24 protein-coding genes are annotated in these 26,738 nt (G+C 65.8%); 16 read left to right on the forward strand and 8 right to left on the reverse strand.

What is annotated here, in order from left to right:
• Positions 1 to 3 precede the first annotated feature (3 nt).
• From QX121_RS18920 to QX121_RS18930, 3 genes are all read right to left on the reverse strand, one after another.
• Positions 4 to 453, reverse strand: coding sequence for a (2Fe-2S)-binding protein (locus tag QX121_RS18920; protein WP_315812745.1), 450 nt, complete (start codon positions 451 to 453; stop codon positions 4 to 6).
• Positions 454 to 590: 137 nt separating this feature from the next.
• Complete coding sequence (locus QX121_RS18925) at positions 591 to 1,991, reverse strand: MFS transporter (protein ID WP_315812746.1); 1,401 nt, start codon at positions 1,989 to 1,991, stop codon at positions 591 to 593.
• A gap of 130 nt (positions 1,992 to 2,121) precedes the next feature.
• Positions 2,122 to 2,754: a GntR family transcriptional regulator gene (locus QX121_RS18930; RefSeq protein ID WP_315758544.1), complete on the reverse strand. Its 633-nt coding sequence runs from the start codon at positions 2,752 to 2,754 to the stop codon at positions 2,122 to 2,124.
• A gap of 120 nt (positions 2,755 to 2,874) precedes the next feature.
• Between QX121_RS18930 and bioB the strand changes: the two genes are divergently transcribed.
• The 5 genes from bioB (at position 2,875) to QX121_RS18955 (ending at position 9,090) form a co-directional block, all read left to right on the forward strand.
• Positions 2,875 to 3,927, forward strand: a complete 1,053-nt coding sequence (bioB, locus tag QX121_RS18935) for a biotin synthase BioB (RefSeq protein WP_409999351.1) — start codon at positions 2,875 to 2,877, stop codon at positions 3,925 to 3,927.
• A gap of 100 nt (positions 3,928 to 4,027) precedes the next feature.
• Positions 4,028 to 5,173, forward strand: a complete 1,146-nt coding sequence (locus QX121_RS18940; RefSeq protein WP_315812773.1) for an 8-amino-7-oxononanoate synthase — start codon at positions 4,028 to 4,030, stop codon at positions 5,171 to 5,173.
• A complete protein-coding gene (gene bioD / locus QX121_RS18945; RefSeq protein WP_315812747.1) occupies positions 5,170 to 5,802 on the forward strand; it encodes a dethiobiotin synthase in 633 nt (210 codons plus the stop codon). Before QX121_RS18940 ends, bioD begins: the two co-directional genes overlap by 4 nt.
• On the forward strand, positions 5,799 to 7,064 hold the full coding sequence (locus QX121_RS18950; RefSeq protein WP_315799021.1) for an adenosylmethionine--8-amino-7-oxononanoate transaminase: 1,266 nt from the start codon (positions 5,799 to 5,801) through the stop codon (positions 7,062 to 7,064). The genes bioD and QX121_RS18950 overlap by 4 nt, the downstream gene beginning before the upstream one ends.
• A gap of 82 nt (positions 7,065 to 7,146) precedes the next feature.
• Complete coding sequence (locus tag QX121_RS18955; RefSeq protein ID WP_315812748.1) at positions 7,147 to 9,090, forward strand: alkyl/aryl-sulfatase; 1,944 nt, start codon at positions 7,147 to 7,149, stop codon at positions 9,088 to 9,090.
• A gap of 44 nt (positions 9,091 to 9,134) precedes the next feature.
• Here QX121_RS18955 and QX121_RS18960 read toward each other — a convergent pair whose 3' ends face one another.
• A complete protein-coding gene (locus QX121_RS18960; protein ID WP_315737139.1) occupies positions 9,135 to 10,205 on the reverse strand; it encodes a glycosyltransferase family 4 protein in 1,071 nt (356 codons plus the stop codon).
• Between the two features lie 292 nt (positions 10,206 to 10,497).
• Between QX121_RS18960 and QX121_RS18965 the strand changes: the two genes are divergently transcribed.
• The 4 genes from QX121_RS18965 to QX121_RS18980 all read left to right on the forward strand — a co-directional run bounded on the left by QX121_RS18965 (position 10,498) and on the right by QX121_RS18980 (position 16,470).
• The gene (locus tag QX121_RS18965) at positions 10,498 to 12,261 is read left to right on the forward strand and encodes an ABC transporter ATP-binding protein (protein WP_315779511.1); all 1,764 of its coding nucleotides are present in this window, start codon (positions 10,498 to 10,500) and stop codon (positions 12,259 to 12,261) included.
• A 72-nt stretch (positions 12,262 to 12,333) separates the two neighbouring features.
• A complete protein-coding gene (locus QX121_RS18970; RefSeq protein WP_315812749.1) occupies positions 12,334 to 14,535 on the forward strand; it encodes an amylo-alpha-1,6-glucosidase in 2,202 nt (733 codons plus the stop codon).
• A gap of 47 nt (positions 14,536 to 14,582) precedes the next feature.
• On the forward strand, positions 14,583 to 15,041 hold the full coding sequence (locus QX121_RS18975; protein WP_315737142.1) for a PRC-barrel domain-containing protein: 459 nt from the start codon (positions 14,583 to 14,585) through the stop codon (positions 15,039 to 15,041).
• 106 nt (positions 15,042 to 15,147) lie between these two features.
• Positions 15,148 to 16,470: an MFS transporter gene (locus QX121_RS18980; RefSeq protein WP_315812750.1), complete on the forward strand. Its 1,323-nt coding sequence runs from the start codon at positions 15,148 to 15,150 to the stop codon at positions 16,468 to 16,470.
• Positions 16,471 to 16,484: 14 nt separating this feature from the next.
• On the opposite strand, the gene QX121_RS18985 is transcribed toward QX121_RS18980, so the two are convergent.
• The 4 genes from QX121_RS18985 to fixL all read right to left on the reverse strand — a co-directional run bounded on the left by QX121_RS18985 (position 16,485) and on the right by fixL (position 19,893).
• Positions 16,485 to 17,177: a helix-turn-helix domain-containing protein gene (locus QX121_RS18985; protein ID WP_315737706.1), complete on the reverse strand. Its 693-nt coding sequence runs from the start codon at positions 17,175 to 17,177 to the stop codon at positions 16,485 to 16,487.
• Between the two features lie 112 nt (positions 17,178 to 17,289).
• Positions 17,290 to 17,694, reverse strand: coding sequence for a response regulator (locus QX121_RS18990; RefSeq protein WP_315737144.1), 405 nt, complete (start codon positions 17,692 to 17,694; stop codon positions 17,290 to 17,292).
• A gap of 77 nt (positions 17,695 to 17,771) precedes the next feature.
• Entirely contained in the window at positions 17,772 to 18,389 is a 618-nt protein-coding gene (gene fixJ / locus QX121_RS18995; RefSeq protein WP_315772439.1) for a response regulator FixJ, read from the reverse strand.
• Positions 18,382 to 19,893, reverse strand: coding sequence for a sensor protein FixL (fixL, locus tag QX121_RS19000; RefSeq protein ID WP_409999352.1), 1,512 nt, complete (start codon positions 19,891 to 19,893; stop codon positions 18,382 to 18,384). The genes fixJ and fixL overlap by 8 nt, the downstream gene beginning before the upstream one ends.
• A gap of 271 nt (positions 19,894 to 20,164) precedes the next feature.
• Between fixL and QX121_RS19005 the strand changes: the two genes are divergently transcribed.
• From QX121_RS19005 to ccoG, 7 genes are all read left to right on the forward strand, one after another.
• The gene (locus tag QX121_RS19005; RefSeq protein WP_315812751.1) at positions 20,165 to 20,998 is read left to right on the forward strand and encodes a universal stress protein; all 834 of its coding nucleotides are present in this window, start codon (positions 20,165 to 20,167) and stop codon (positions 20,996 to 20,998) included.
• Positions 20,999 to 21,035: 37 nt separating this feature from the next.
• Entirely contained in the window at positions 21,036 to 21,461 is a 426-nt protein-coding gene (locus QX121_RS19010; protein WP_315737147.1) for an HPP family protein, read from the forward strand.
• 215 nt (positions 21,462 to 21,676) lie between these two features.
• The gene (gene ccoN / locus QX121_RS19015) at positions 21,677 to 23,323 is read left to right on the forward strand and encodes a cytochrome-c oxidase, cbb3-type subunit I (protein ID WP_315737148.1); all 1,647 of its coding nucleotides are present in this window, start codon (positions 21,677 to 21,679) and stop codon (positions 23,321 to 23,323) included.
• Between the two features lie 10 nt (positions 23,324 to 23,333).
• Complete coding sequence (ccoO, locus tag QX121_RS19020; RefSeq protein WP_172236801.1) at positions 23,334 to 24,068, forward strand: cytochrome-c oxidase, cbb3-type subunit II; 735 nt, start codon at positions 23,334 to 23,336, stop codon at positions 24,066 to 24,068.
• A gap of 17 nt (positions 24,069 to 24,085) precedes the next feature.
• On the forward strand, positions 24,086 to 24,250 hold the full coding sequence (locus QX121_RS19025) for a cbb3-type cytochrome c oxidase subunit 3 (RefSeq protein ID WP_315715702.1): 165 nt from the start codon (positions 24,086 to 24,088) through the stop codon (positions 24,248 to 24,250).
• 6 nt (positions 24,251 to 24,256) lie between these two features.
• The gene (gene ccoP / locus QX121_RS19030; protein ID WP_315737150.1) at positions 24,257 to 25,129 is read left to right on the forward strand and encodes a cytochrome-c oxidase, cbb3-type subunit III; all 873 of its coding nucleotides are present in this window, start codon (positions 24,257 to 24,259) and stop codon (positions 25,127 to 25,129) included.
• Positions 25,130 to 25,242: 113 nt separating this feature from the next.
• Positions 25,243 to 26,724, forward strand: coding sequence for a cytochrome c oxidase accessory protein CcoG (ccoG, locus tag QX121_RS19035; RefSeq protein ID WP_315799028.1), 1,482 nt, complete (start codon positions 25,243 to 25,245; stop codon positions 26,722 to 26,724).
• Positions 26,725 to 26,738: the final 14 nt, after the last annotated feature.

Below are 26,738 nucleotides of genomic sequence, written 5' to 3' on the forward strand. Positions count from 1 at the left end.
TCCTCAGGCGTTGGCAGCGGCGTGGATCGCCTCGCGCACCTGCGCGAAGGTTCCACAGCGGCAGATGTTGGTGATGGCGTCGTTGATGTCCTGGTCGCTCGGCTTCGGATTGTCCTTCAACAGCGCGGCGACCGCCATGATCATGCCGCTCTGGCAGTAGCCGCATTGGGGAACGTCGTTCTCCAGCCACGCCTGTTGCACCTTGTGCAGGCCGCCGTCGCTGGCGAGCCCCTCGATGGTTGTGATCTGCTTGCCCTGGGCCTCGGAGACGGTGACGCCGCAGGAACGCACGGCGGTGCCGTCGAGATGCACGGTGCAGGCGCCGCATTGTGCGATGCCGCAGCCATATTTGGTGCCGGTCAGTCCGGCGTTCTCGCGGATCGCCCACAGCAGCGGCGTGTCGGGCTCGACGTCCAGAGCATAGGATTGTCCGTTGATCGTGAGGTTTGCCATCGCAGATCCCTTTCGTTCAACTCGCCAGTTGAACAGAAGGCTGCAATGTGGCGCGAACGTTTGCATCCTTCAAATCAAGAATATGCGTTTGCCGCGCGGGAAGATTTGTGATGAGCCGGGGTTGTAGTTGCTTCGGCTCATGGGCCGCGCGGCGGAGCTACGGCAAGCCGCAGGAAGCTCATCACGCTGCCCAGCGCGGCGAAACCTGCGCCGAGGGCCAAGGCAAGGGTGGCACCTTCGCGCCCCGCAAGGCTGAAGCACAGGGCGGCCAGCGCCGCGCCGGTGGTCTGGCCGGTCAACCGGGCCGTGGCGACGATGCCGCTGGCGCCGCCGCTGCGATGGGGCGGGGCGCTCGACATGATGGCCTTCATGTTCGGCGCCTGGAAGAAGCCGAACCCGATGCCGCAGATCAGCATGCGCCAGACGATGTTCGCGACGCTCGGGCTCTCCGGCAGCATGGCCAGCAGCGCCATGCCGGATCCGAGCATCACCAGGCCGATGCCGCCAAGCAGGCAGGCGGGAAAACGGTCTGACAGCCGCCCGGCGATCGGGGCCATGATCGTGACCGCGAGCGGCCAGGGTGTCATGAAGAACCCGGTCTCGACCTGCGAGCGCTGGAGAATGTCCTCGAAGTAGAACGGCAGCGACACGAAGCCGAGGCCCTGCACCGAGAAGGAGCAAACCGCGGTCGCCGCCGACAGCGCGAAAACCCCGCGGCGGAACAGGTCGATGGGCAGCATCGGCGCCGGGTGATCGGCCTGGCGGCGGGTCAGGATGACGCCGAGCACGAGCGCGCCGACAAGCTCTGCCACCACCATGGCCGGCGTCGCGCCATGCGCGGCGCTGCCGATGCCGGTGATGAACAGGCCGAGGCAGAGCGCAGCGAGCCCGGCGCCGAGAAAGTCGAAGCCATGCTCGGCGCGCGGCGTTCGCGGCAGCATCTTCATGCCGATCGCGATGGCGATCAGGCCGAAGGGGAGGTTGATCGCAAACAGCCAGGGCCAGGAGCCGAGCGAGAGAATGGCGGACGCAATGGTCGGGCCGAAGGTGAAGGAGATGCCGACCACGAGCGCGTTGTGGCCGAGGCCGCGTCCGAGCATCTTTCCGGGATAGACGAAGCGCACCAGCGCGGTGTTGACGCTCATGATGCCGCTGGCGCCGAGGCCCTGCAACGCGCGGGCGACGACCAGGGTCGGTAGCGACCACGCCAGCGCGCAGCCGACCGAGGCCAGCGTGAACAGCAGGAGGCCGCCGAGATAGATGCGCTGATGGCCGACGATCTCGCCGAGCGCGCCGAGCGGCAGCAAGGTCGCCACCAGCGCGATCTGGTAGATGTTGACCACCCAGACCACCTCGGCCGGGGAGACGTGGAGATCGGCCGAGATCGACGGCAGCGCGATGTTGGCGATGGCGACGTCGAGCGAGGCCATCGACAGCGCCGTGAAGATCGCCGCGATCGCCCAGGGACGCTGGCCCGGCGGCAGGCCGTCGGCGGTGCCGTCGCCGGCAAGCCTCGAAGCGTGGTGGCGGTTGGACATGGAGACCTTTGGAGACGTTCGGTTCGCGGGGCGCGTCCAGATCAGCATGTACACGGGAGCAGGCGAGCACCCCAGCCGTCGCGGGCGCATGGCGGTATGCGCCCGGTCGCAAGGAACGGGTTGAAGCCGGCTACACGCCCGGCCTTGCCAATCGCTCGATCGTCTGGTTGTGCCGCGTCAGCAGCTCGCAGGCGTGGCCGATCTGGCGGGCGCGCAGGGCCTGCAGGATCAGCCGGTGATCCTGGTTGGTGCGCGGACGCCAGCCGGCATTGCGCGCCATCGCCAGCACGAGGCGCGAATTCGCGAGGCGTAGTCCGTCGAGGCTCGCCAGCAGCCGCGGCATCGCGCAGGGCGCGACCAGCGCGCGGTGGAAGGCGCGGTTCGCGGTCTCGAACTCCTGAATGGTCTCGGCATTGTCGGCTTCGATCAGCGCGAGCTCGATCGCGGCGAGATGCGTCGGCGTATAGCGCGGCGCGGCATTGCGCAGCGCGATCACCTCGAGCGCTGTGCGCATCTCGACGATCTCCCTGGTCGACTTCGCATCCAGCGGCGCCACCCGCACGCCGCGTCGCGGTGCCGCGACCACCAGATAGAGCGCTTCGAGCTGCCGAAATGCCTCGCGCACCGGCACGTGGCTGGAGTTGAACTCGCGCGCGACGTGGTCCTGCCGCAACGGCGCGTCGGGCGGCAGCGCACCGCTGACGATGCGGTCGGTGATGGCTTCGGCGATCCGCTGAGCGGTGGTGAGATTCTCGTCCGGCATAGTCATAGATTATCTATCGAAAAAACCAATGCAGCGGAAGCTCTCGTCCGATACGGTGCTCAAATACAGAAAAATCATAGATAATATCTATGATAATCTATAATTTGCTGTGGAGCGAGCATGATAGATCGAAGCGGCGCGGGCCCTGATCGAATGGCGGTTGGCAATGCCATCCGTCATGACTGGACCAGAGACGAGGCCGAGGCGCTCTACCGCCTGCCATTTCCGGAACTGATGTTCCTGGCGCAGTCGGCGCATCGTCGGCAGTTCGATCCCACCCGCGTCGAGACGGCGAGCCTGCTCAGCATCAAGACCGGCGGCTGCCCGGAGGATTGCGGCTACTGCTCGCAGAGCGCGCACTACGACACCGGGCTCAAGGCGACGAAGCTGCTGGATCGCGACGAGGTGGTCGCCACCGCGCGGCGTGCCAAGGCAGCGGGAGCCGAGCGCTTCTGCATGGCCGCGGCCTGGCGCAGTCCGAAGGATCGTGACCTCGATCAGGTCTGCGACATGGTCAGCGCAGTGAAGGGTCTCGGCATGGAGACCTGCGTCACGCTGGGCATGCTGACCCCGCCGCAGGCGGAGCGGCTCAAAGCGGCCGGGCTCGACTTCTACAATCACAATGTCGACACCTCGCCCGAATTCTACGATCGCATCATCACCACGCGCACGCTGCAGGACCGCATCGACACGCTCGCGCATGTGCGCCAAGCCGGCATCAAGGTGTGCTGCGGCGGCATCATCGGCATGGGCGAGGAGGTCGATGACCGGGTCGGCATGCTGGTGCTGCTGGCCAATCTCGCTGAGCATCCCGACAGCGTGCCGATCAACCTATGGAACGAGGTGAAGGGCGTGCCGGTCAACGATACGGCCGCGCGCCCCGATCCGATTGCGCTCGTGCGATTGATCGCGGTCGCGCGGATACTGATGCCGGCCAGCGTGGTGCGGCTGTCCGCGGGCCGCCAATATATGAGCGACGAGCTGCAGAGCCTGTGCCTGCTCGCCGGCGCCAATTCCATCTTCATCGGCGACGTGCTGCTGACCACGGCCAATCCGCAAGCCCAGCGCGACGCCGATCTGCTCGCGCGTCTCGGCATGACCTCGTCGCTGTCGGCGCGCCCGGCCGTGCCGGCCGCCGCCAGAGAGAGCGCGGACGCGCCGTCCCCAGCCTGATTCGAGCCTGATCGCGATCTCGGGGCGACCGCGCCCACGGAACTGCCTTGTCGTGCCGGTCCACGCCTGCGGCTGACCGAAACAGAGCGGAGCCATGTCCATGCCGTCCGACAGATTGGCGATCTATTCCGACGGTCTGCAGAGACTCGCGGCCGATGACCGGTTGCGGCGCCTCAGTCCACGGGCCGGTCTCGATTTCTCCTCCAACGACTATCTCGGTCTCGCACAGGCTCCGCGGATGAAGCGCGCGGTCGGCGCGGCCATGGAGGCCGGCACGCCGGTCGGCGCCGGCGGCTCGCGCCTGCTGCGGGGCAATTGCGAGGAGCACGAACGGCTCGAGGCGGAAGCGGCGCGCTTCTTCGGTGCCGAGAGCGCGCTGTTCTTCGGCTCCGGCTACATGGCGAACTTCGCCGTGCTCACCACGCTGCCGCAGCGCGACGACCTGCTGGTGCTCGATGCGCTGGTTCATGCCAGCACCCATGAAGGCGCGCGCGCCGGCCGTGCCGAGACGTGCCAGTTCAGCCACAACAACGCCCAGTCGGCCGAGGACGCGATCCTGATCTGGCGCAGGGGCGGCGGGGTGGGCCGGCCCTGGATCGTCGTCGAAAGCCTCTACAGCATGGATGGCGATCTCGCGCCGCTGGCGGATTTGATCGTGATCGCCGAGCGCCACGATGCCTTTCTGCTGATCGACGAGGCCCATGCGACCGGGGTCCACGGCGCGCAGGGCCGCGGTCTTGCCGCGGCCTACGAGGGACGCGAGAGCATCGTGACCGTTCACACCTGCGGCAAGGCGTTGGGCGCCGCCGGCGCGCTGGTCACCGCAAGCCGCGTGCTGTGCGACACGCTGATCAATCGCTGCCGCCCCTTCGTCTTCAGCACGGCGCCGTCGCCGCTGATGGCGGTGGCCGTGATGGAGGCGCTTGCGATCCTGCGGGAAGAGCCGGAGCGGCGGCGGAGGCTGGCGCAGCTCGTTGCCTTCGCCCATGGCGCGATCGCCGCGCGCTTCGGTGAAAGCTGGTCGCCGTCGCAGATCATTCCCTGCGTCGTCGGCGACAATGCGCGCGCGATGAACCTGGCTGCCGCGCTGCAGGCGCGGGGCTTCGACGTCCGCGGCATCCGCCCGCCGACGGTGCCGCCGGGCACGGCGCGGCTCAGGCTGTCGCTGACCTTGAATATCGACGAGGCGGCCATCGCGGCGCTGCTCGATGCGCTCGCCGACGAGATCGGAGGGCTGCGGCCATGACGCTGCGCATCGTGGTCACCGGGACCGACACCGGGATCGGCAAGACGGTGTTCGCCGCCGGCCTCACGGCGCTGCTCGGTGCCTGCTATTGGAAGCCGGTCCAGGCCGGCCTTGCCGAGGAGACGGATGCCCGCTGCGTCCAGCGGCTCGCCGAGCTCGGCGACGACCGCGTGCTGCCCGAAGCCTATCGGCTGGCCGAGCCGGCCTCGCCGCATCGCGCGGCGCGCCTCGCGGGCATCAGCATCGATCCGCTCCGCCTCCATCCTCCGCGGGCCGCCGGCCGGCCTGTCGTGATCGAGGGAGCCGGCGGCGTCATGGTGCCGCTCGATTCCGGAACGCTCTATCTCGATGTCTTCGCGCAATGGCAGCTCCCGGTCGTGCTCTGCGCGCGCACCAGTCTCGGCACGATCAATCACTCGCTGCTGTCGCTGGCTGCGCTGCGCAGTCGCGGCATCGACGTGCTCGGCATCGCCTTCATCGGCGACGGCCACGACGACAACGAAGATACGATCTGCCGGCTCGGCGAGGTGAGGCGCCTCGGCCGGTTGCCCTGGGTCACGCCGCTGACGGCGCGATCGCTGCAGCACGTGTTCGGTACTCAATTCCAGCGCACGGATTTCGAAGGATGACGCGCAACGCAGCCTCGCCGATCTGGCATCCCTTCACGCAGCACGCCCTCCAGCCCGAGATGACACCGGTCGCGCGCGGCGAGGGCGCCTATCTCTTCACCGCCGACGGCAGGCGGATCATCGATGCGATCGCGTCCTGGTGGGTGGTCACGCACGGCCATTGCCATCCGCATATCGTGCGCGCGATCCAGGATCAGGCCGAGCGGCTGGATCAGGTCATCTTCGCCGGTCATACCCATGAGCCGGCCGAGCAGGTTGCCGCCGGGCTGCTCGCGCTGGTGCCGCCGAGCCTCACGCACGTGTTCTTCTCCGACAGCGGCGCCACCAGCGTCGAGGTCGCGCTGAAGATGGCGCTCGGCTATTTCAGGAACATCGGCGAGTCGCGCACGCGCATCGTGGTGATGCAGCATTCCTATCACGGCGACACCATCGGCGCGATGTCGGTCGGCGCGCGCGGCGTGTTCAATGCGGCCTATGAGCCGCTGCTGTTCGACGTCGCCGTCGTCCCGTTTCCAGCGCAAGGCAGGGAACAGGCGACTCTGGATGCGCTCGCTACATTTTGCGAGAAGGACCGGCCGGCCGCCTTCATCGTCGAGCCCTTGGTGCTCGGCGCCGGCGGCATGCTGATGTATCCGGCCGCGGTGCTGCGCGAGATGCACCGGATCTGCAAGGCGTTCGGCGTGCTGTTCATCGCCGACGAGGTGATGACCGGCTGGGGCCGCACCGGCACGTTGTTCGCCTGCGAGCAGGCGGACATCGCCCCCGATATCGCCTGCTACGCTAAAGGACTGACTGGAGGCGCGATGCCGCTTGCGGTTACGCTGTGCAGTCCTGCCATCTTCGAGGCGCACTATTCGACCGACCGCGCCTGCACGTTCTTTCACTCCAGCTCCTACACCGCCAATCCGATCGCCTGCGCGGCGGCGAGCGCCAATCTCGAGCTGTTGCGGCAGCCGCAGACGCGCGCCCGGATCGCCGCCGTCGCGGCCGCGCAGGAGCGCTGCCTCGACCGCTTGCGTTACGACGAGCGATTTGCCGACCTGCGGCGCTGCGGCACCATCACGGCGCTCGATCTCCACGCCGACGAGCCTGGCTACCTCGCCGAGGTCGGCCCCAAGCTGCAAGCCTTCTTTCGCGACCGCGACGTCCTGCTGCGTCCGCTTGGCCACACGATCTACGTCATGCCGCCTTACTGCGTCACCGCTGGGGACGTCGAGACGGTGTATGCCGCCATCGACGAGGCCGTCGATCACGTGCTCTGAGGGGCTGTTCTGCGGACCGCGATTTGCGCTCCGCGATCCCGCGCACTAGCATCGTGCCAACGTCGTTGCGGAGGAAGCGGTCATGAACGCGCCGGTCAGCGGAGATGGCACCAAGGAGTGCAAGGAGGCCAGCGCAGCCGTGGGCGCGGCGCAGCAGGCTCTGCTGGAGGCGCTGCCGTTCGGCGACACCGCCGATTTCGATGATGCCGCCCGCGGCTTTCTCGGCACGATCGATCAGGCCAAGGTGGCGACGGCGCAGGGGCGCACCGTCTGGAGCCTAGCGCCTTACGGCTTCCTCGACGCGGAGCAGGCGCCGCCGACCGTCAATCCCAGTCTGTGGCGGCAGGCGAAGCTCAACATGCATCACGGCCTGTTCGAGGTCGTGCCCGGCGTGTACCAGGTGCGTGGGCTCGACATCGCCAACATGACGCTGATCGAGGGGGACACCGGCGTGATCGTGGTCGACACGCTGACCTCGATCGAGGGCGCGCAGGCTGCATTGGAGCTGTACTACCAGCACCGCGGCGTCAGGCCGGTCACGGCGGTGATGTTCACGCATACCCACACCGATCATTGGGGCGGCGCGCGCGGCGTGGTCGACGATGATGCCCTGGCCAGCGGCCGCGTGCCGCTGATCGCGCCGAACCTGTTTATCGAGCATGCGGTCTCCGAGAACATCATCGCCGGCCCCGCGATGCTGCGCCGGGCGCAATATCAGTTCGGGCCGCTGCTCGCGAAGGGTCCGAAGGGCCATGTCGATTGTGGGCTCGGCAAGACCATGGCGGCGGGGGCCGTTGCGCTGCTGCGGCCGACCGACCTGATCATGGCGACCGGTGACACCAGGACCATCGACGGTCTCACCTTCGAATTCCAGATGGCGCCGAACAGCGAGGCGCCGGCGGAGATGCATTTCTTCGTGCCGCGCTATCGCCTGTTGAACCTCGCGGAGAACTGCACGCACAACTTCCACAACCTGCTGCCGTTTCGCGGCGCCGACGTGCGCGACGCGCTGGCGTGGTCGAAATATCTCGGCGAGGCGCTGCAACTGTGGGGCGGCAAGGCGGAGGTGATGTGCGGCCAGCATCATTGGCCGATATGGGGCGCGAGCCGTGTCGACGGCATGATCCGCGAGCAGCGCGACCTCTACAAGTTTGCCCACGACCAGACGGTGCGGCTGATGAATCATGGCCTGACCGCAAGCGAGATCGCCGAGCAGATCAGGCTGCCCCGGAGCCTCGAAGGGGCATGGCATGCGCGCGGCTATTACGGCCACATCCGCCACAACGTGAAGGCGATCTACCAGAAATATCTCGGCTGGTATGATGCCAATCCGGTCAATCTCGATCCGCTGCCGCCGGTCGAGGCCGGCCGGAAATACGTCTCCTATATGGGCGGGGCCGAGGCGCTGCTGGCGCGGGCGAGCGCGGACTTTGCCAACGGCGAATTCCGCTTCGTCGCGCAGGCCGTGGGTCATCTCGTCTTCGCCGAGCCGGACAATGCCGAGGCGCGCGCGCTGCTGGCCGACACGCTGGAGCAGCTCGGCTATGCCGCCGAGAGTGCGACCTGGCGCAATGCCTATCTGTTCGGCGCGCAGGAGCTGCGCCAGGGTATGCCGGAGGTTCCGGCCCGGCCCGGCCTGCCGCGCGAGACGCTGGCGGCGCTGCGCACCGAGCAGCTATGGGACGTGCTCGGGGTCAGGCTGAACGGGCCCAAGGCGGAGGGCAAGCACATCGTGCTGAACTGGACGTTCACCGACACCGGCGAGCGCTTCGTGCTCACCTTGCAGAATTGTGCGCTGACCTATGCGGTCGGCGTGCAGGCGTCGACCGCCGATGCGGGGTTCACGCTGGCGCGTTCGACGCTTGATGCGGTCATTGCCAAGGCCACGAGCTTTCCGGAAGCGGTCGCCGCCGGAAAGATCAGCTTCGCGGGCAATCCGATGCGGCTGGCCGAGCTGATGTCGCTGATGGATGAGTTCCCGCGCATGTTCGAGATCGTCGAGCCGAAGCGAGGTGCCGTGACCTGAGTTGAGGCGGAGGCCGGGCTGCCGACTTGCCCGGCCTCCTCGTGCTATTCGGCGCTGCTGACCAGCCGGATGCGCGGCTTCGCGATGTCGATCAGGCTGCGATACGCGGCGAGATAATCGAGCGCCATGCGGCGCGCGGTGAAGCGGCGCTCGAACTGCTCGCGCACGCGGGCGCGGCTCAGGTCGGGCAGGCGATTGACGGCCGCGACCGCGCTGAGCTCGTCCTCGACGATGAAGCCGGTCACGCCGTCGTCGATCACTTCTGGAACCGAGCCGCGGTTGTAGGCGATCACGGGCGTGCCGCAGGCCATCGATTCGATCATCACGAGGCCGAACGGCTCCGGCCAATCGATCGGCAACAGCAGTCCGAGCGCGCCAGACAGGAACTCCGGCTTCTCACGATCGCCGATCTCGCCAATGAACTCGACGAGCGGATTGTCGTGGATCAAGGGACGGATCGTCTGCTCGTAATAGTCTTGGTCAGCGCGATCGACCTTGGCCGCGATCTTCAGCGGAATCCCGCAGCGCATGGCGATCTTGATGGCACGGTCGACACCCTTTTCCGGGGCGATGCGTCCGAGCACGGCGAGATAGCTCGGCGTCACCGGCTTGGGCATCAGGAGCGTTGCGGGCAGTCCATGCAGCACGGTGCGCACCCAGTTCGCATTCGGCACTGGCCGGCGCTGTGAGTCCGAGATCGAGACGACGGGAACATCCTTGAAGACCGAGAACACCGGCTGGTGCTCCGGAAGATCGAGCCTGCCGTGCAAGGTGGTCAGGAACGGTGTGGGTTGCCGGTGGAACAGGGAGAACGGGTAGTAGTCGAGGTGGAAGTGCAGAATGTCGAACTGTTCGTCGTCGCATTGCTGCCGGACGTTTTCGAGCATCACCATGTGCAGCGCGTTCGGATCCCTCACCGATCCGTCGAGGCGCAGAGCTTTCGGCCATGTCGGAGAGAGCTTCGCCGAGGTCTGAGAATCGCCGCTGGCGAATAGGGTGACGTCGTGTCCGAGGGCAACGAGCTCTTCGGTCAACCAATGAACGACCCGCTCAGTGCCGCCGTAGAGCTTCGGAGGCACGGCCTCCGTCAATGGAGCTATTTGCGCAATGCGCATCTCGTCGTCTCCTGTTCGTGACCGATCATGGATGAATCCCCAATGGCGCCGGCACTGCCACAGCGGGAACGTTGTCGCATGTGCGAAGTTCCATTCACGCGATCACTCTTTCTTCGACACAACGTGTTCCGCGCCGTCTCATTGATGCCATCCCCGCTCTCCAACGCTGCCCGCCGCGGCATCACCGGAGGGCAGGGTTGCGCTGCGAAGGCGCACGGAACCGGAGAAATGGTTCATCGTTCATCTGGCCCCATCAGGTGTCGCCACGACCTCGCTCATCAAGGGGAAGACCATGGATCAGCTTTCAGGCTACGCGCACCGACCCTTTCCCTTCGTGATGCGCTATCTGCGCAAGCGTCCCACCGCCCATCTCGTTATCCTGATGGCCGTCATCGGTGCGGTTGCCTGTTCGGTAGGCACGCAATATGGCGTGAAATCCCTCGTCGACAGCCTCTCCGCCGGGCCTGCGGGGGGCGGCAACGTCTGGGCCGCGTTCGTGCTGCTGATGGCGCTGATCGCGACCGACAACATTCTGTGGCGCGTCGCCAGCTGGATCGCGAGCTTCACCTTCGTCCGTGTCACCGGAGATCTCCGGCGCGACATCTTCCGTCATCTCACCGGGCATTCGCCGAGCTATTTCGGCGACCGTTTGCCCGGCATGTTGTCGAGCCGCATCACGGCGACGTCGAACGCCGTGTTCACCGTCGAGAACATGTTCGTCTGGAACGTCTTGCCGCCATGCCTCGCCACCGTCGCGGCGATCTGTCTGATCGGAACCGTGAGCGGCCCGATGGCCATCGGCCTGCTGCTGATCGCGGCGATGATGGTGGCGGCGATGTTCCGTCTGGCGGCAGCCGGCAAGCCGCTGCATGACGATTTCGCCGACAAGGCGGCCATGGTCGACGGCGAGATGGTCGACGTGATCTCGAACATGCCGCTGGTGCGCGCGTTCTGCGGCCTGCGCCACGAGCATGACCGATTCGATGCGACGGTCGACAGGGAGCTGGAGGCGCGCGGGCGCAGTCTTCGCTACCTCGAGAAGCTGCGCATTCTGCACGCGACGGTCACGATCGTGCTGACGGTCGCGCTGATGGCTTGGGCGATCTCGCTGTGGCAGCGGGGCGGGGCGACGACGGGCGACGTCGTGCTGGTCTGCACGCTCGGCCTCTGCATTCTCAACGCGACGCGCGATCTGGCGGTGGCGCTGGTCGACGTCACCCAGCACGTGGCGCGCATGAGCGAGGCGATCGCGACTCTGCTGCAGCCGCACGAACTGCGCGATCACCCCGAGGCCGAGCCACTGGTCAAGAGCGGTGCGGCCATCGCCTTCGACAACATCACCTTCCACTATCCAGGCGGCGACAAGCTGTTCGACAATTTCACGCTGCGTCTGCAGCCGGGCCAGCGCGTGGGCCTGGTCGGACAGTCCGGCGGCGGCAAATCGAGCCTGTTCACGCTGCTGCAACGGTTCTATGATCCGCAAGCCGGGCACATCAGGATCGATGGTCAGGACATCGCCAAGGTCACCCAGCAGAGCCTGCGTGAGGCGATCTCGGTGGTTCCGCAGGACATCTCGCTGTTCCATCGCTCCATTCTGGAGAACATTCGCTACGGACGTCCGAGTGCGACCGACGACGAGGTGTTACGGGCGGCGATCGCGGCGCGCTGCGACTTCGTCGAGACGCTGCCGGAAGGACTGCAGACGATGGTCGGGGATCGTGGCGTCAAGCTGTCGGGCGGGCAGCGCCAGCGCATCGCGATCGCGCGGGCGTTCCTCAAGGACGCGCCGATCCTGCTGCTCGACGAGGCCACGGCTGCGCTCGACAGCGAGTCCGAGGAGGCCATCCGCGAGGCGTTGAGTCGGCTGATGCGCGGCCGCACCGTCATCGCGATCGCGCATCGGCTCGCGACCTTGCGGAATTTTGACCGCGTGGTGGTGCTGAAATCGGGCAGGATCATCGAGGACGGCGCGCCCGACCGGCTGATGCAGGACGAGGGCCCGTATCGGGATCTCGTGACCCAGGAGATGAACCGGCTCGCCAAGTTCGCCGCCTGATCGTAGCGTCGGGTCGCGTCGAGAACGTGCACTCTCGGTTGTCTGGGCACTTCAACATTGCATGAGGCCAACATGTCCGCCGAAGTCGCAAGCACACTGTCGTCGATCACCCAGACGGACGAGCCCGCGGAGCAGCCGTTCTATATTCCCATGACGGGGCCGGCGTCCCGGCCGCGGCGCTCGCTCAAGCACGACGATACGTTTATCGTCCTCGACGGCCACGGCGACATCGGCGCCTCGGCCGGCGGACCGGACGGTCTCTTCAACGCTGATACGCGCTATCTCGCGCGGCTCGAATTGACGCTGGACGACGTTCAGCCCCTGCTGCTCGGCTCGAGCCTGCGCGACGACAACTCCGCGCTGACCGTCGATCTCACCAATCCCGACATCTACAGCCAGGGCCGCCTGGTGCTGCCGAAGGATATGCTGCACATCGTGCGCACGATCTTTCTGTGGCATGGCACGGCCTATCAGCGCATCGGGCTGCAGAACCATGGCGATCGCCATGCCAGCTTCGATCTCAAGCTGACATTCGACAATGATTTTGCCGACCTTTTCGAGGTGCGAGGCACCGTGCGGCCGCGGCGCGGCATCAGCGCGAGCCGGCTGGTGGACCCGTCCGAGGTCGTCCTGCGCTATCGCGGCCTGGACAACGTCCTGCGCACCACCGACGTGAGCTTCGATCCGCGTCCGACGCATCTCACCGTCAATGCCGCAACCTATCATTTCGATCTTGCCCCGCAGGAATCCGCCTCGCTGTTCGTGGCCGTGATGTGCAACGCCAAGGCCGGCGAGCGGCCCCGGCGCTTCTTCCGCAGCCTGCTCGCCCATCGCCGCGAGATGCGCCGATGCACCGTTGGCGCCGCCAGCATCGAGACCTCCAACGACATCCTCAACGAGGTGCTGTGCCAGGCAGCGGCCGATCTGAACATCCTGATGACGGATACGCCGGAAGGGCGTTATCCCTATGCCGGCATTCCCTGGTATTCGACGACATTCGGTCGCGACGGGCTGATCACCGCGCTGCAGATGCTGTGGGTCGATCCGCGCATTGCCCGCGGCGTCCTGCGCCGGCTCGCCGTGCATCAGGCGCGCACGACCGATCCGCTGTCCGATGCCGAGCCCGGCAAGATCCTGCACGAGATGCGCGGCGGCGAGATGGCGGCGCTGCGTGAGGTGCCGTTCGGCTGCTATTATGGCAGCGTCGATTCCACGCCGCTGTTCGTGCTGCTGGCCGGGCTCTACATCGAGCGCACCGGCGACATCGACACCCTGAGGGAGCTATGGCCGGCGATCGAGCTGGCGTTGCGCTGGATCGACGGCCCCGGCGATCCCGATCGCGATGGCTTCGTGGAATATCAACGCGCCTCCGAGCAGGGTCTCGCCAACCAGGGCTGGAAGGACTCCTACGACGCGGTGTTCCATGCCGATGGACGTCTCGCGGAAGGTTACATCGCGCTTGCGGAGGTGCAGGGCTATGTCTTTGCCGGCAAGCAGCTGGCGGCGCGTTGCGCCCGTCGGCTCGGCAAGGCCGAGATGGCGGACCGGCTCCAGGCCGAGGCCGCTGATCTCGCGGAACGGTTCGAGGACGCCTTCTGGTGCGAGGATCTGAACACCTATGCGCTCGCGCTCGACGGCCACAAGCAGCCCTGCCGCGTCCGGACGTCCAACGCCGGGCAGCTGCTGTTCAGCGGCATGGTGCGCGAGGATCGCGCCCGCAAGCTTGCCGCCGAACTGCTGCGGCCGCATTTCTTCTCGGGCTGGGGCATCCGCACCGTCGCCTGCGGCGAGCCGCGCTACAATCCGATGTCCTATCACGACGGATCGATCTGGCCGCACGACAACGCGCTGATTGCGCTCGGCCTGTCGCGCTATGGCCTGAAGCATGCGGTCGAGCAGGTGTTCGGCGGCCTGTTCGAAGCAGCGTCCTACATGGATCTGCGCCGGCTGCCGGAGCTGTTCTGCGGCTTCCGGCGCGAGAAGCATCGCGGCCCGACGCTCTATCCGGTGGCCTGCGCGCCGCAGGCCTGGGCCAGCGCAACCCCATTCACCTTGCTCGAGGCGGCGCTCGGGCTCGAGTTCGACGCCGCGCGCGGCGAGATCCGCCTGCGCAATCCGCGGCTGCCGGCGTTCCTGGACTGGGTGGTGCTGCGCGATCTCAGGCTCGGCAACTCGACGATCGACCTGCGGATTCGCCGCCATGGCGAGGACATCTCCATGGAGGTGCTGCGGCGGCGCGGTCAGATCCAGGTCTCGCTGGTGCTGGCGCAATGATGACGCTGAAACACGCCCTCCGCCGAGCTGCTCGCAGCTGCCTCCTCATGCTGCCGCTGCTGATCGGTCTGCATGCGACTCATGGGCATGCGCAGCAGCCGTCGCCGACACCGCCCGCCAAGGATGCGGCGGCGCCCGCGAAAGAGCCGGCACCACCCCCTTCGGTCACGATCCTCGGCGCGCGCGATGCGCATGGCGTGCTCGGTCGCGACGTGCGCAGCTCGACCGGCGAGGACATGGGCCACATCGTCGACGTCATCGTCGATCTCACCGGCACGGTGCGCGCCGCGGTGATCGATTTCGGCGGCTTCCTCGGCGTCGGCAGCCGCAAGATCGTGGTCGACTGGACCGCGCTCGATTTCAAGCACATCGCCGAGAAGAGCGACCAGGTCACGCTCGACCTCACCAAGGAGCAGGTGAAGGCCGCGCCCGAATACAAGGAGGACAAGCCCGTCGTCGTGCTCGGCGCGTCCGGCAAGCTGTCACCCTGGGATTTCGATCATTGAGTTGATGCGTGACATTGCCGGTCCGGCCTGCGCGTGCAGCGGAACAGGGTGGGGATGTTCTGTCCCGTCAGCCTCATGAGTTGAGATGAGTTGAGATGTGAGAGCCATGCCGATTGCACGGCCGTCGAGATCGCCTGACCGGGAGCCCGAGCCTGACGGCGCGGCAGAGGCGGGTGCGCGTCCGGATGCTGGGGAGGTTCATGGCCAGACTTCAAAACCAGCGCCGTCGCGGCAGAGCCTGCGCGGGCTGGACTGGTTCATCTTCTTCCTGGCCGACGTGCAGACCGGCTTCGGTCCCTTCATCGCGGTCTATCTGACGACGCAGAAATGGACGCAGGCGCAGATCGGTCTGGTGCTGTCGATCGGCGGCATCGTCGGGCTGATCGGGCAGATGCCGGGCGGCGCGATCATCGATGCGGCCAGATCCGAGCGCCGCGTCGCCGGCCTTGCCATCGCGGCCATCGGCGGCTGCGCGCTGGCCTATGCGGCTTGGCCGATCTTTCCCCTGGTCGCGGCTGCCGCAACGTTGCATGCGGCGGCGAGCTGCGTGCTGGGACCTGCGATCGCGGCGATCAGCCTCGGCCTGGTCGGGCCGCGCGGCATGGCGGAGCGGCTCGGCCGCAATGCGCGGTTCGCGTCGCTCGGCAATGGCGTGGCCGCGGCCGTGATGGGCACCTGCGGCTATCTGCTGTCCAGCCGCGCCGTGTTCCTGGTCACCTTCATTCTCGCCTTTCCGACGCTGATCGCGTTGTCGCGAGTCCGCGAGCGCGAGATCGACGTCGCGCGGGCGCACGGCCGGGCCGATCACGAGGACAAGGAGGTCGCGCGGCTGTCCAATCTGCTCGGCCTGCTGCGTCAGCGCGCGCTGCTCGTCTTTGCGCTCGGCGTGTTCCTGCTGCAACTCGCCAATGCGGCGATGCTGCCGCTGATGGCCGGCGTGGTGACGACGAAATCGAGCGAATGGGCGCCGATGCTGATCGCGTTCTGCATCGTGGTGCCGCAGGCGATCGTGGCGCTGACCTCGCCCTCGGTCGGCGCGGTGGCGCAGCAATGGGGCCGCAGGCCGCTGCTGATGCTGGGGTTTGCCGCGCTCGCGATGCGCGGCGCGCTGTTCGCGGTCGTGCACGATCCCTACGTGCTGGTGGCGGTGCAGATCTTCGACGGCGTCACCGCGGCCGTCTTCGCCGTGATGATTCCACTCACGGTGGCCGACGTCGCCTTCGGCAGCGGGCACTTCAATCTGGCGCAGGGAATTGTCGGGACGGCGTCGGGGATCGGCGGATCGCTGTCCACCGTCGTCGCCGGCTTCGCCAGCGACCGCTACGGCAGCGCCACCGCCTTTATGGGTCTGTCGGGCGTGGCGCTGACAGGTCTTCTTCTGATTGCGCTGCTGATGCCCGAGACCGGGCACCGCCGGCGCAGGGCGTGAACGGGCAGGGCGCCTCAGGCGTCCATGCTGCGCAGGCGCTGGCGGTTGCGCAGCACGATCTGGCGGGCACCGGAGAAGCCGAGAACCCCCTGGCTGTGCAACTGCGACAGCGCGCGCGACACGGTCTCCAGGGTCAGGCCGAGATAGTCGCCGATATCGCGGCGGCACATCGGCAGCGCCATCATGCCGGCGACGGCGAGGCGGCGGTCCATCTCGAGCAGGAAGGTGGCGACGCGCTCCATCGCGGTCTTGCGGCCCAGCAGCAGCATGTGGTCCTCGGCATGGCGGAGATCGCCGGCCGTCATGGTCCAGAGCTTGCGGGCGACCGTGACGTCGACGCCTGCGGCCTGTTCGAGGCTGCGGCGTTTCACCAAGCGCACGGTGGTGTCGATGATGGCTTCGGCGGCGAGACGGTGCATGGAGCCGAATTCGAGGCCGAAAACGTCCCCTGGAAGATGGAAGGCGCCGATCTGGCGGCGGCCGTCGGAGAGCAGCTTGTAGCTGCGAACCGCGCCGGAGATCACCTGGTAGACGTACTCGGCCGGCTCGTCCTCGCCATAGATCTCCTCGTCCTTCTTGTACGAGAACTCGCTGGCGATCAGCCCGGTGTGGCCGGTGATCTCGGCAAAGGGATTGGCCGCAGGAGAGGGGACGGTGTGGGGAACGTTGGTGCTGACGACCGAATTGATAATCGACTGATTGAGCATGACCATCTCCTTGCGGCGGATGGCGATGTGGTACACGGCGGCTCCCGTTAAGGACATTTCGCGCGATATCTTAAGGGGGGCCCCTTACGTAGATATACGTAGGCCGGCCGGGTCAGGAGACGCGCTGTGCGGTACCCGAATGGTCGTTGGCGATCGCTTTGCGGATCCGCTTCACCAGATTGTCGTCGAGCAGCGGCTTGAGCAGGAAATCCTGGATCCCGACGGCCGCCGCGCGCGCCGCAAGCCTGTCATCGTAGTGGCCGGTGATCAGCACCACCGGAGCGGTGGCGCCCTGCTTGCGCAACCGTTCGGCGAGCTCGACCCCGTTGATCTCCGGCATCTTGTAGTCGACCACGAAGCAGTCGACGGGCGCGTGGTCGGAGGCCTTGAGCAGCGCGGTGCCGCTGCGAAACGTGCGCACGTCGAAGCCGTCAGCCTCCAGCAGGAAGCGCAGCGAGCCGAGGACGTCAGCATCGTCGTCGGCTACGTAGACCGTAAGTTTTGTGTGAGCCGACATCGCACGTGCCGCGAGAATGTGATGTTGAACCGAGGCACAACATAACACTCGATTCTGTCAAGGTATCTTGATCTAGCTCAATCCTTCAGCGCGCCTGCGCGCATCGCCAGACGCACCAGCTCGGAGAGGCTGTTCGCTCCCATCTTGGTCATCACGTTGGCCCTGTAGACCTCGATGGTGCGCGGACTGATGTCGTATTCGCGCGCGATCAGCTTGTTGGAGAGCCCGGCCATCAGTCCATCCATCACCTGTCGCTCCCGGGGGCTCAGGCTGGCGACGCGTGCCAGGACGTCCTGCGTGACCGATTCGTTCTTCGCGGCCGGCTCGGCCTGCTGGATCGCCGTTTCGATCATGGCAACCAATCGCTCGTCCTCGAACGGCTTCTCCAGAAAATCGACCGCGCCGAGCTTCATCGCCTCGACCGCGAGCGGCACGTCGCCATGGCCGGTCATCACCAGGATCGGAAAGCTGCTGCCGGCGGCCTTCATGCGCTTGAGCAGCTCGATGCCGTCGATGCCGGGCATCCGCACGTCTGAGACGACGCAGCCGAAAGGGAGCGTCGGCAGTCGGCCGAGGAAGACCTCCGCGTTCTCGAACAGCGTGACGTCGAAGCCTGATGAATCGAGCAGGAAGTTGAGCGAATCCCGCATCGCCTCGTCGTCGTCGATCACATAGACCTTGGCCCGTTCAGCCATCGTGCTCAACCCTGGTCGAGGCCGCCGGCAGGGTGAAGCGGAACGTCGCTCCGCCCGCCTCGTTGTTCTCGGCCCACATGCGCCCCCCGTGGGCCTCGATGATGGACCGGCTGATCGAGAGGCCGACTCCCATTCCAGTGTCCTTGGTGGTGAAGAAGGTCTTGAAGAGGTTGGGCATGACGTCGTCGTGGAATCCCGTTCCGGTATCGGAGACCGAGACCTCGATCAAGTCGTCGCCGAGTCTGCGATTTGTCGCACTGAGCTCGCGGCGTCCGGAATGAGACATCGCCTCGAGCGCATTGCGGAACAGATTGACCAGGACCTGCTGGACCTGGACCCGGTCGGCCAGCACGAGGTCGGCCTCCGGATTGAGCTGGAAGCGCAACTGGACGTTCTGCTCGCGGGCGCCGGAAAGGCCGAGCGCGCCGGCTTCCTCGATCAGCTTCGACAGGCTCTCGACCCGCTTCTCCGATTCGCCGCGCGAGACGAAGTCGCGCAGACGGCGGATGATCTGGCCGGCGCGAATCGCCTGCTCGGCGGCGCGGTCCATCGCGCTCTCGATCTTGGGCGTGTTCGGATCGCCGCTGCCAGCCAGCAGCCGGCGCGAGCCTTTCATGTAATTGCTGATCGCGGCGAGCGGCTGGTTCAGCTCATGCGCCAGCGCCGAGGCCATCTCGCCCATGGCGCTGAGGCGCGACACGTGGACCAGCTCCGACTGCAATTCGCGCAGCCGCGCCTGGGTCTGCTGATGCTCGGTGAGATCATGGGCGAAGCCGGTGAAATAGGGCTTGCCGCCGGACTGCATCTCGCCGATCGACAGATGCATCGGGAATGTCGTGCCGTCGCGGCGGCGGCCGGTCACGATACGGCCGATACCGATGATACGGCGCTCGCGGCTGGCGTGGTAGCGGGTGAGGTAGCCGGCATGGCGGGAGCGGTCCGGCTCGGGCATCAATTCGCTGACGTCGAGGCCGACCGCCTCCGCCTCGGTGAGGCCGAACATGCGCTCCGCCGCGGAGCTGAAGAACTGGATCGTACCGCTGCCGTCGATCACGATCATCGCGTCCGGCACGGTGTCCAGGATCGAGCGGAAATGCTGCTCGCGCAGCCGCAGCGTCTCCTCCAGCCGCTTCTCCTGGTCGATGTCGAGGGCGATGCCGCGCAGACGGTGCGGTGTGCCGGCCTCGTCGGGGACCACGCCGGCAAGCACGCGAATCCAGTGGCCGCTGCCGGACATCTTGAACGACATGTCGAACCCGGTGCTCTGACGGCGCGAATCCTCGATCGCCGCCTCAACCGGCGCGCGATCCTCGGGCGCCAGCAGCGCCAGGAAGGAGCCGTAGGTCACCGGCTCGTCGGCCGCCACGCCGAACAGCTTCCGCGTCGTCACCGACCAGTAGAACTCGCCCGACGCCAGATCGAGATCCCACGCGCCGAAGCCCAGCGTCCGAGCGTCGTCGGGTCTGGCGGATGCATCCGGGAAGGGTTGGGTGAAGCCGCGCAATTCGAAGCCTTTGATCGATTCGCCGTTGTTCGATTCGCCGTTATCGCCGCAGCCGGGAGGCCGACCACCGCGGTATCCTATACCAGATTGCGCCCCTGCAACCCGGCCCGACTTAAACTTTGGTTCGACAATTCAAGGCTTTCTCCGATCGTGGGCCGGGTTCCAACGGTGTCCTGCCGCCCGTGCTTTACCGCCGCACCTTGATCTATCTCATCACGGCAGGTGATTTCACCTCTAAGAGCTGCATGGAAGCAATGTTTGGAGAGACGGGATGACGTTCGCGACTGTGATGGTGAGCCTTGCGCTCAGTCAGCCGAATGAGGCCCGCCTTCAGGTCGCGGCCGACCTTGCGGCGCGCTTTGACGCGGGTGTCATCGGCGTGGCGGCTGCGGAATTCGCGCCGCCGCTCTACTTCACGACCGGCGAGCAGGCGCAGGATCTGATCGAGCAGGGCGAGGCCGCGCTGCGGAATCGACTGGCCGAGCTCGAACAGCAGTTCCGCACCGCCGTTGGTGACCGGGCTGCGTCGTTGAGCTGGCGCGGCGCTGTAGATTTTCCCGCGCGCCATGTGCTTGCGCAGGCCCGTGCCGCCGACATTCTCGTCACCGGCAGCGTGCCGCCCGGGATGTCCGATGCGTTCGCGGTCGCCAATCCCAAGGATCTCGTCATGCAGGCCGGGCGCCCGCTGCTCGTGGTGCCGGACAACGCCAGTTCGCTCGATCTTGGGACCGTGCTGGTGGCCTGGAAGGAGACATCGGAGGCGCGCCGGGCCCTGACCGATGCCCTGCCGCTGCTCGCCAAGGCGAGCGGCGTCGTGGTCGTCGAGATCCTGGAGACCGCCACGGAATATGACGCCTGCGCAGCGCGTCTTGCGGACGTGGTCGCATGGCTCGGCCGTCACAAGATCGTCGCATCGGCGCGCGTCGCGGAGCCGGGGCAGGGACGGAACGTTGTGGCCACGCTCGACGCCGTCGCCGCCGATCTTTCGGCAGGCCTCGTGGTGGCCGGCGCCTATGGCCATTCCCGGTTCCGCGAGCTCGTGCTCGGCGGGGTTACCGAGCATCTGATGACGCGCAGTGAGCGTTGCGTTCTGCTGTCGCACTGAAATTCGACCCGCTCCATCCGAGAACAGGATTGCCGCCTTGTACAGATTTCTCGAGGAAACCGCCGGCAACTACATGACGCGCAACGTCACGACCGTGAGCCGGGAGACGACGATCCGCGAGCTCGGCGAGATGTTCGACCGCGACGATTTCAACACCTACCCCGTCGTCGAGAACGACGAGGTGATCGGCATCGTCACCAAGTTCGACGTGCTGAAATGCTTTGCCTTCACGCCGAATCAGATGCTGCCGCGCTACAGCGACCTGATGAACCGGACGGTCGCCGACGTGATGACGTCCGAGTTCATCTACGTCAGGCCGGATACGAAGCTGACGCGCGTGCTGCAGCTGATGGTCGAGCATCGCATCCGCAGCCTTCCCGTGACCGATGCCGACAACCGCGTGGTCGGGATCGTCGCCCGCGAGGACATCGTGCGAGCGCTGGCGGCTGCCGCCAAGGATTAAGCGCGGCGCGCTGAGTCCGAAGCCTGCTACGAACGTCTAATGACGGCCGGCACGCATTGCTGCATGCCGGCCGTCGCCGTGTCTGCGACCGAAACCGCGTCGTCGTGCAACACTCCGCCTGTTTACCGGCGAACCGGTCGCAAAGTTGATTTCGATCAATTCCACGTGTGAACGATTGTGGTTGCTGGGCTCGTGTTCTTTCAGCGAGATTCCGCATGAGCGCGTCCTCATCCACAAAATCCATGACCATCGGCGAAAGTGGCTTGTCGCTCACTTTTGCCGTCACCGCCTTCCTGTGCGTCTTCGCTGCGGCGAAGGCACTGGATACGGCCTTCGCGTTCCACGCCTCGCTCGCGGCTGCCGCCAGCGCGGCGTCCGTCTTCTTCATCCTCAACCGCTACTTCGAGCGCGGCGAGCTGCCTCCACAGGAGATCAATGGTCGGCCGAACTACAATCTCGGTCCGATCAAGTTCGCCTCGTTCATGTCGATGTTCTGGGGCATCGCCGGCTTCACGGTCGGCCTCATCATCGCCTCGCAACTGGCCTGGCCCGCGCTGAACTTCGACCTGCCGTGGACCAGCTTCGGCCGCCTGCGGCCGCTGCATACCTCGGCGGTGATCTTCGCCTTCGGCGGCAACGTGCTGCTGGCGACGTCGTTCTACGTCGTGCAGCGGACCTGCCGCGTGCGCCTCGCCGGCGATCTCGCGCCCTGGTTCGTGGTGATCGGCTACAACTTCTTCATCCTGATCGCGGGCACGGGCTATCTGCTCGGTGTCACCGAGGGCAAGGAGTACGCCGAGCCCGAATGGTACTCGGATCTTTGGCTGACGATCGTCTGGGTGGTCTACCTGCTGGTCTTCCTGACGACGATCATCAAGCGCAAGGAGCCGCACATCTTCGTGGCGAACTGGTTCTATCTTGCCTTCATCGTCACGATCGCGGTTCTGCACCTCGGCAACAACCCGGCGCTTCCGGTGTCGTTGTTCGGCTCCAAGTCCTATATCGCCTGGGGTGGCGTGCAGGATGCGATGTTCCAGTGGTGGTATGGCCACAACGCGGTCGGCTTCTTCCTGACCGCCGGCTTCCTCGCCATCATGTACTACTTCATCCCGAAGCGGGCGGAACGGCCGGTCTATTCCTACCGGCTGTCGATCATTCACTTCTGGGCGCTGATCTTCCTCTACATCTGGGCCGGCCCGCACCATCTGCACTATACGGCGCTGCCGGACTGGACGCAGACCCTGGGCATGACCTTCTCGATCATGCTGTGGATGCCCTCCTGGGGCGGCATGATCAACGGCCTGATGACCCTGTCGGGAGCGTGGGACAAGCTGCGGACGGACCCCGTGCTGCGCATGCTGGTCGTCTCGGTCGCCTTCTACGGCATGTCGACCTTCGAAGGTCCGATGATGTCGATCAAGGTGGTCAACTCGCTCAGCCATTACACTGACTGGACCATCGGTCACGTGCACTCCGGTGCGCTCGGCTGGGTCGGCTTCGTCTCTTTCGGCGCGCTGTACTGCCTGGTGCCGTGGATCTGGAACCGCAAGGGTCTCTATAGCCTCAAGCTCGTGAACTGGCACTTCTGGACGGCCACGCTGGGCATCGTGCTCTACATCTCCGCGATGTGGGTCTCGGGCATCCTGCAGGGTCTGATGTGGCGGTCCTACACGGCGCTCGGCTTCCTCGAATACTCGTTCATCGAGACCGTCGAGGCGATGCACCCCTTCTACATCATCCGTGCCGCTGGTGGCGCACTGTTCCTGATCGGCTCACTCATCATGGCCTACAATCTCTGGATGACGGTCCGTGTCGGTGAGGAAGAAGTTCAGTCGCCCGTCGCCCTTCAGCCGGCGGAGTGAGGTATCAACCATGTCTTTCTGGCAACGACACCAAGTCTTCGAGAAGAACTCGATCATCCTGGTCATCGGCATCCTGCTGGTGATCGCGATCGGCGGCCTCGTCGAGATCACTCCGCTCTTCTACCTGAAGAGCACGATCGAGGCGGTCGACGGCGTGCGTCCCTATACGCCGCTCGAGCTGGCCGGCCGCAACATCTACGTCCGCGAGGGCTGCTATCTCTGCCATTCGCAGATGGTTCGTCCGCTGCGCGACGAAGTGGAACGCTACGGCCACTTCTCGCTCGCCGCGGAGAGCATGTACGACCATCCGTTCCAGTGGGGCTCCAAGCGTACGGGTCCTGACCTCGCCCGCGTCGGCAACAAGTACTCCGACGACTGGCATGTCACCCACCTGACCAACCCGCGCGCCATCGTCCCGCAATCGATCATGCCCGGCTATCCCTTCCTGAAGGAGACCGAGCTGAACGCCGACAACGTCGCCGATCACCTGAAGACGCTGCGGGCGGTGGGTGTGCCCTACACCGACGACCAGATCGCCAACGCCGCCGCCGACCTCAAGGCGCAGGTCGATCCGGACGGTGCCGGTGCCGAGGCGCTCACCAAACGCTATCCGAAGGCGGTGGTGCGCAACTTCGACGGCAAGGCGGGTGCTCCGACCGAGATGGATGCGCTGGTTGCGTACCTGCAAATGCTCGGCACCTTGGTCGACTTCAAGATCTACAACGAAAAAGCCAATCTGCGCTGAGATCAGAGGCGAACATCATGAAGCCCATCATTGCAGTCGAAAACATCGCGTCGTCACTCGTGACGACGCTGTGGACCCCGATCTTCGTCGCGATCTTCATCGCGATCGTGACCTATGCCCTCTGGCCTCGCAACAAGGCCGCTTTCGACGAGGCGGCGAGCATGCCGTTGCGGGAGGATTAATTCATCATGGCTGACCATACCGAAGTCGACAGTGTCTCCGGCACCCCCACCACCGGCCACGCCTGGGACGGCATCAAGGAGCTCAACACCCCGCTGCCGCGGTGGTGGGTGATCACCTTCTACATCACCATCGTCTGGGCGATCGGCTACTGGATCGTGTATCCGGCCTGGCCGACCATCTCCAGCAACACTCAGGGCCTGTTCGGCTACTCGTCCCGTGCGGACGTGGCGGTCGAGCTTGCCAATCTCGAGAAGATCCGCGGCGCCAAGATGGCGGCGCTCGCGACCGCCTCGCTCGCCGACATCGAGAAGGATCCGGCGATGCTGGCCCTGGCGCGTGCCAAGGGCAAGACCGTGTTCGGCGACAACTGCGCCGCCTGCCACGGGACCGGCGCGGCCGGCGCCAAGGGCTTCCCGAACCTGAACGACGACGACTGGCTGTGGGGCGGCTCGCTGGAGCAGATCCAGCAGACCCTGCTGTACGGCGTGCGCTCGGGTCACCCGAAGACGCGTGAGGGCCAGATGCTCGCCTTCGGCAAGGACGGTGTCCTGAAGCCGGCGGAGATCGTCACGGTCGCCAACTACGTTCGGGAGCTGGCGGGCCTGCCGACCCGGCCGGGTTATGACGCCAAGGCCGGCGCCAAGGTCTTCGCCGAAAACTGCGCGGCCTGCCATGGCGACAACGCCAAGGGCAATCCGGACCTCGGGGCGCCGAACCTGACCGACAAGATCTGGCTCTACGGTTCCGACGAGGTGACCCTAATCGAGACCATCACCAACGGTCGCGCCGGTGTCATGCCGGCCTGGGAGGGCCGTCTCGACCCGACCACGATCAAGGCGATGGCCGTCTACGTCCACTCGCTGGGCGGAGGAAAGTAACGGAAATCCAACGGAACCTTTCCTTCAATTGAGCTGGATCAACTGCGCGGCCGGAGGTGGGAATACCTTCGGCCGCAACTGCGAGAAGATCCCCCAGCCATGACCCGCCAGCCATGAACCAGACGGTAAGACCGGACGACCTGAAGCCTCAGGACCTGCAGCCGGTGGACGATTACGGTCCGCTCTATGCCGCGCACAAGAAGGTCTATCCACAGAGCGTCTCAGGAACCTTCCGCCGGATCAAATGGGGCCTGATGGGCTTCTGTCTCGGTGTCTATTATTTCCTGCCGTTCGTGCGCTGGAATCGCGGCTTCGGCGCGCCCGACCAGGCGGTGCTGATCGACTTCCCGAACCACCGCTTCTATTTCTTCTTCATCGAGCTATGGCCGCAGGAGGTGTACTACTTCACCGGCCTCCTGATCATCGCCGCCATCGGCCTGTTCTTGATGAACGCGATCGGCGGCCGCATCTGGTGCGGCTATCTGTGCCCTCAGACAGTGTGGACCGACCTGTTCTACGCGGTGGAGCGCCTGATCGAGGGCGACCGCCGGGAGCGCATGAAGAAGGATGCCTCCAGCGACCCGATGAAACTGGAGCGGATCTCGGAGCTCGTGCTCAAGCATTCGATCTGGCTGATGATCGCGTGGTGGACCGGCGGCGCCTGGGTGCTGTATTTCAGCGATGCGCCGACGCTCGTGAAGGATCTCATCACCTTCCAGGGGCCGATGCTCGCCTATGTCTGGATCGCGATCCTGACCGCGACGACCTATACGCTCGCCGGCTTCATGCGCGAGCAGGTCTGCGTGTATATGTGCCCGTGGCCGCGCATCCAGGCGGCACTGACCGATGAATGGGCGCTCAACGTCACCTACCGCTACGACCGCGGCGAGAGCCGCATGTCGGTCAAGAAGGCCGCCGAATTGCGCGCGCTCGGCCAGCCGGCCGGCGACTGCATCGATTGCAAGCAATGCGTGGCGGTGTGCCCGACCGGCATCGACATCCGCGACGGCGCCCAGATGGACTGCATCCAGTGCGGCCTCTGTATCGACGCCTGCGACACCGTCATGACCAAGATCGGCCGCCCGACGCGGCTGATCGGCTATGACAACGACATCAACATCCATCGCCGGCAGGAAGGCAAGCCGCCGATCTACAAGCTCGTGCGCCCGCGGACCATCGTCTATGCCGCGATCATCGCCGCGGTCGGCGGTGCCATGGCCTACAAGCTCGCGACCCGGTCGCTGCTCGAGGTCAACGTGCTGCACGATCGCAATCCGATTGCGATCAAGCTGTCCGACGGCTCGATCCGCAATGCCTATACGGTGCGCGTCCTCAACAAGCACGGCTTCGATCGCGTCATCGCCATCGACATCGAGGGTCCCGTCAATTCGACCGTTCACGTCGTCGGCGCCGACTCCGTCACGCCGGATCGACCGATGATCGTGGTCGGCCGCGACCAGACCGAGGAGCTGCGCCTCCTGGTGACCGCGCCCGAGGAGAGCAATCCTGCGAAGTCCATCCCGGTGAAGTTCCACGTGACGGATATCGGTCTTGGCGTCGTCGCCTCCGCCACCGACAATTTCGTCAGCCCGTAGAGCTAAGGAGCCTG

Origin of the sequence: Bradyrhizobium sp. SZCCHNR2028, from assembly GCF_032380995.1 — a bacterium.
Classification (GTDB): Bacteria; Pseudomonadota; Alphaproteobacteria; order Rhizobiales; family Xanthobacteraceae; genus Bradyrhizobium.

Coding starts and splice junctions, on each gene's coding strand:
- QX121_RS18920 (WP_315812745.1), bottom strand. CDS start 453: ATGGCAAACCTCACGATCAACGGACAATCCTATGCTCTGGACGTCGAG.
- QX121_RS18925 (WP_315812746.1), bottom strand. CDS start 1,991: ATGTCCAACCGCCACCACGCTTCGAGGCTTGCCGGCGACGGCACCGCC.
- QX121_RS18930 (WP_315758544.1), bottom strand. CDS start 2,754: ATGCCGGACGAGAATCTCACCACCGCTCAGCGGATCGCCGAAGCCATC.
- bioB (WP_409999351.1), top strand. CDS start 2,875: ATGATAGATCGAAGCGGCGCGGGCCCTGATCGAATGGCGGTTGGCAAT.
- QX121_RS18940 (WP_315812773.1), top strand. CDS start 4,028: ATGCCGTCCGACAGATTGGCGATCTATTCCGACGGTCTGCAGAGACTC.
- bioD (WP_315812747.1), top strand. CDS start 5,170: ATGACGCTGCGCATCGTGGTCACCGGGACCGACACCGGGATCGGCAAG.
- QX121_RS18950 (WP_315799021.1), top strand. CDS start 5,799: ATGACGCGCAACGCAGCCTCGCCGATCTGGCATCCCTTCACGCAGCAC.
- QX121_RS18955 (WP_315812748.1), top strand. CDS start 7,147: ATGAACGCGCCGGTCAGCGGAGATGGCACCAAGGAGTGCAAGGAGGCC.
- QX121_RS18960 (WP_315737139.1), bottom strand. CDS start 10,205: ATGCGCATTGCGCAAATAGCTCCATTGACGGAGGCCGTGCCTCCGAAG.
- QX121_RS18965 (WP_315779511.1), top strand. CDS start 10,498: ATGGATCAGCTTTCAGGCTACGCGCACCGACCCTTTCCCTTCGTGATG.
- QX121_RS18970 (WP_315812749.1), top strand. CDS start 12,334: ATGTCCGCCGAAGTCGCAAGCACACTGTCGTCGATCACCCAGACGGAC.
- QX121_RS18975 (WP_315737142.1), top strand. CDS start 14,583: ATGCTGCCGCTGCTGATCGGTCTGCATGCGACTCATGGGCATGCGCAG.
- QX121_RS18980 (WP_315812750.1), top strand. CDS start 15,148: ATGCCGATTGCACGGCCGTCGAGATCGCCTGACCGGGAGCCCGAGCCT.
- QX121_RS18985 (WP_315737706.1), bottom strand. CDS start 17,177: ATGCTCAATCAGTCGATTATCAATTCGGTCGTCAGCACCAACGTTCCC.
- QX121_RS18990 (WP_315737144.1), bottom strand. CDS start 17,694: ATGTCGGCTCACACAAAACTTACGGTCTACGTAGCCGACGACGATGCT.
- fixJ (WP_315772439.1), bottom strand. CDS start 18,389: ATGGCTGAACGGGCCAAGGTCTATGTGATCGACGACGACGAGGCGATG.
- QX121_RS19005 (WP_315812751.1), top strand. CDS start 20,165: ATGACGTTCGCGACTGTGATGGTGAGCCTTGCGCTCAGTCAGCCGAAT.
- ccoN (WP_315737148.1), top strand. CDS start 21,677: ATGAGCGCGTCCTCATCCACAAAATCCATGACCATCGGCGAAAGTGGC.
- ccoO (WP_172236801.1), top strand. CDS start 23,334: ATGTCTTTCTGGCAACGACACCAAGTCTTCGAGAAGAACTCGATCATC.
- QX121_RS19025 (WP_315715702.1), top strand. CDS start 24,086: ATGAAGCCCATCATTGCAGTCGAAAACATCGCGTCGTCACTCGTGACG.
- ccoP (WP_315737150.1), top strand. CDS start 24,257: ATGGCTGACCATACCGAAGTCGACAGTGTCTCCGGCACCCCCACCACC.
- ccoG (WP_315799028.1), top strand. CDS start 25,243: ATGAACCAGACGGTAAGACCGGACGACCTGAAGCCTCAGGACCTGCAG.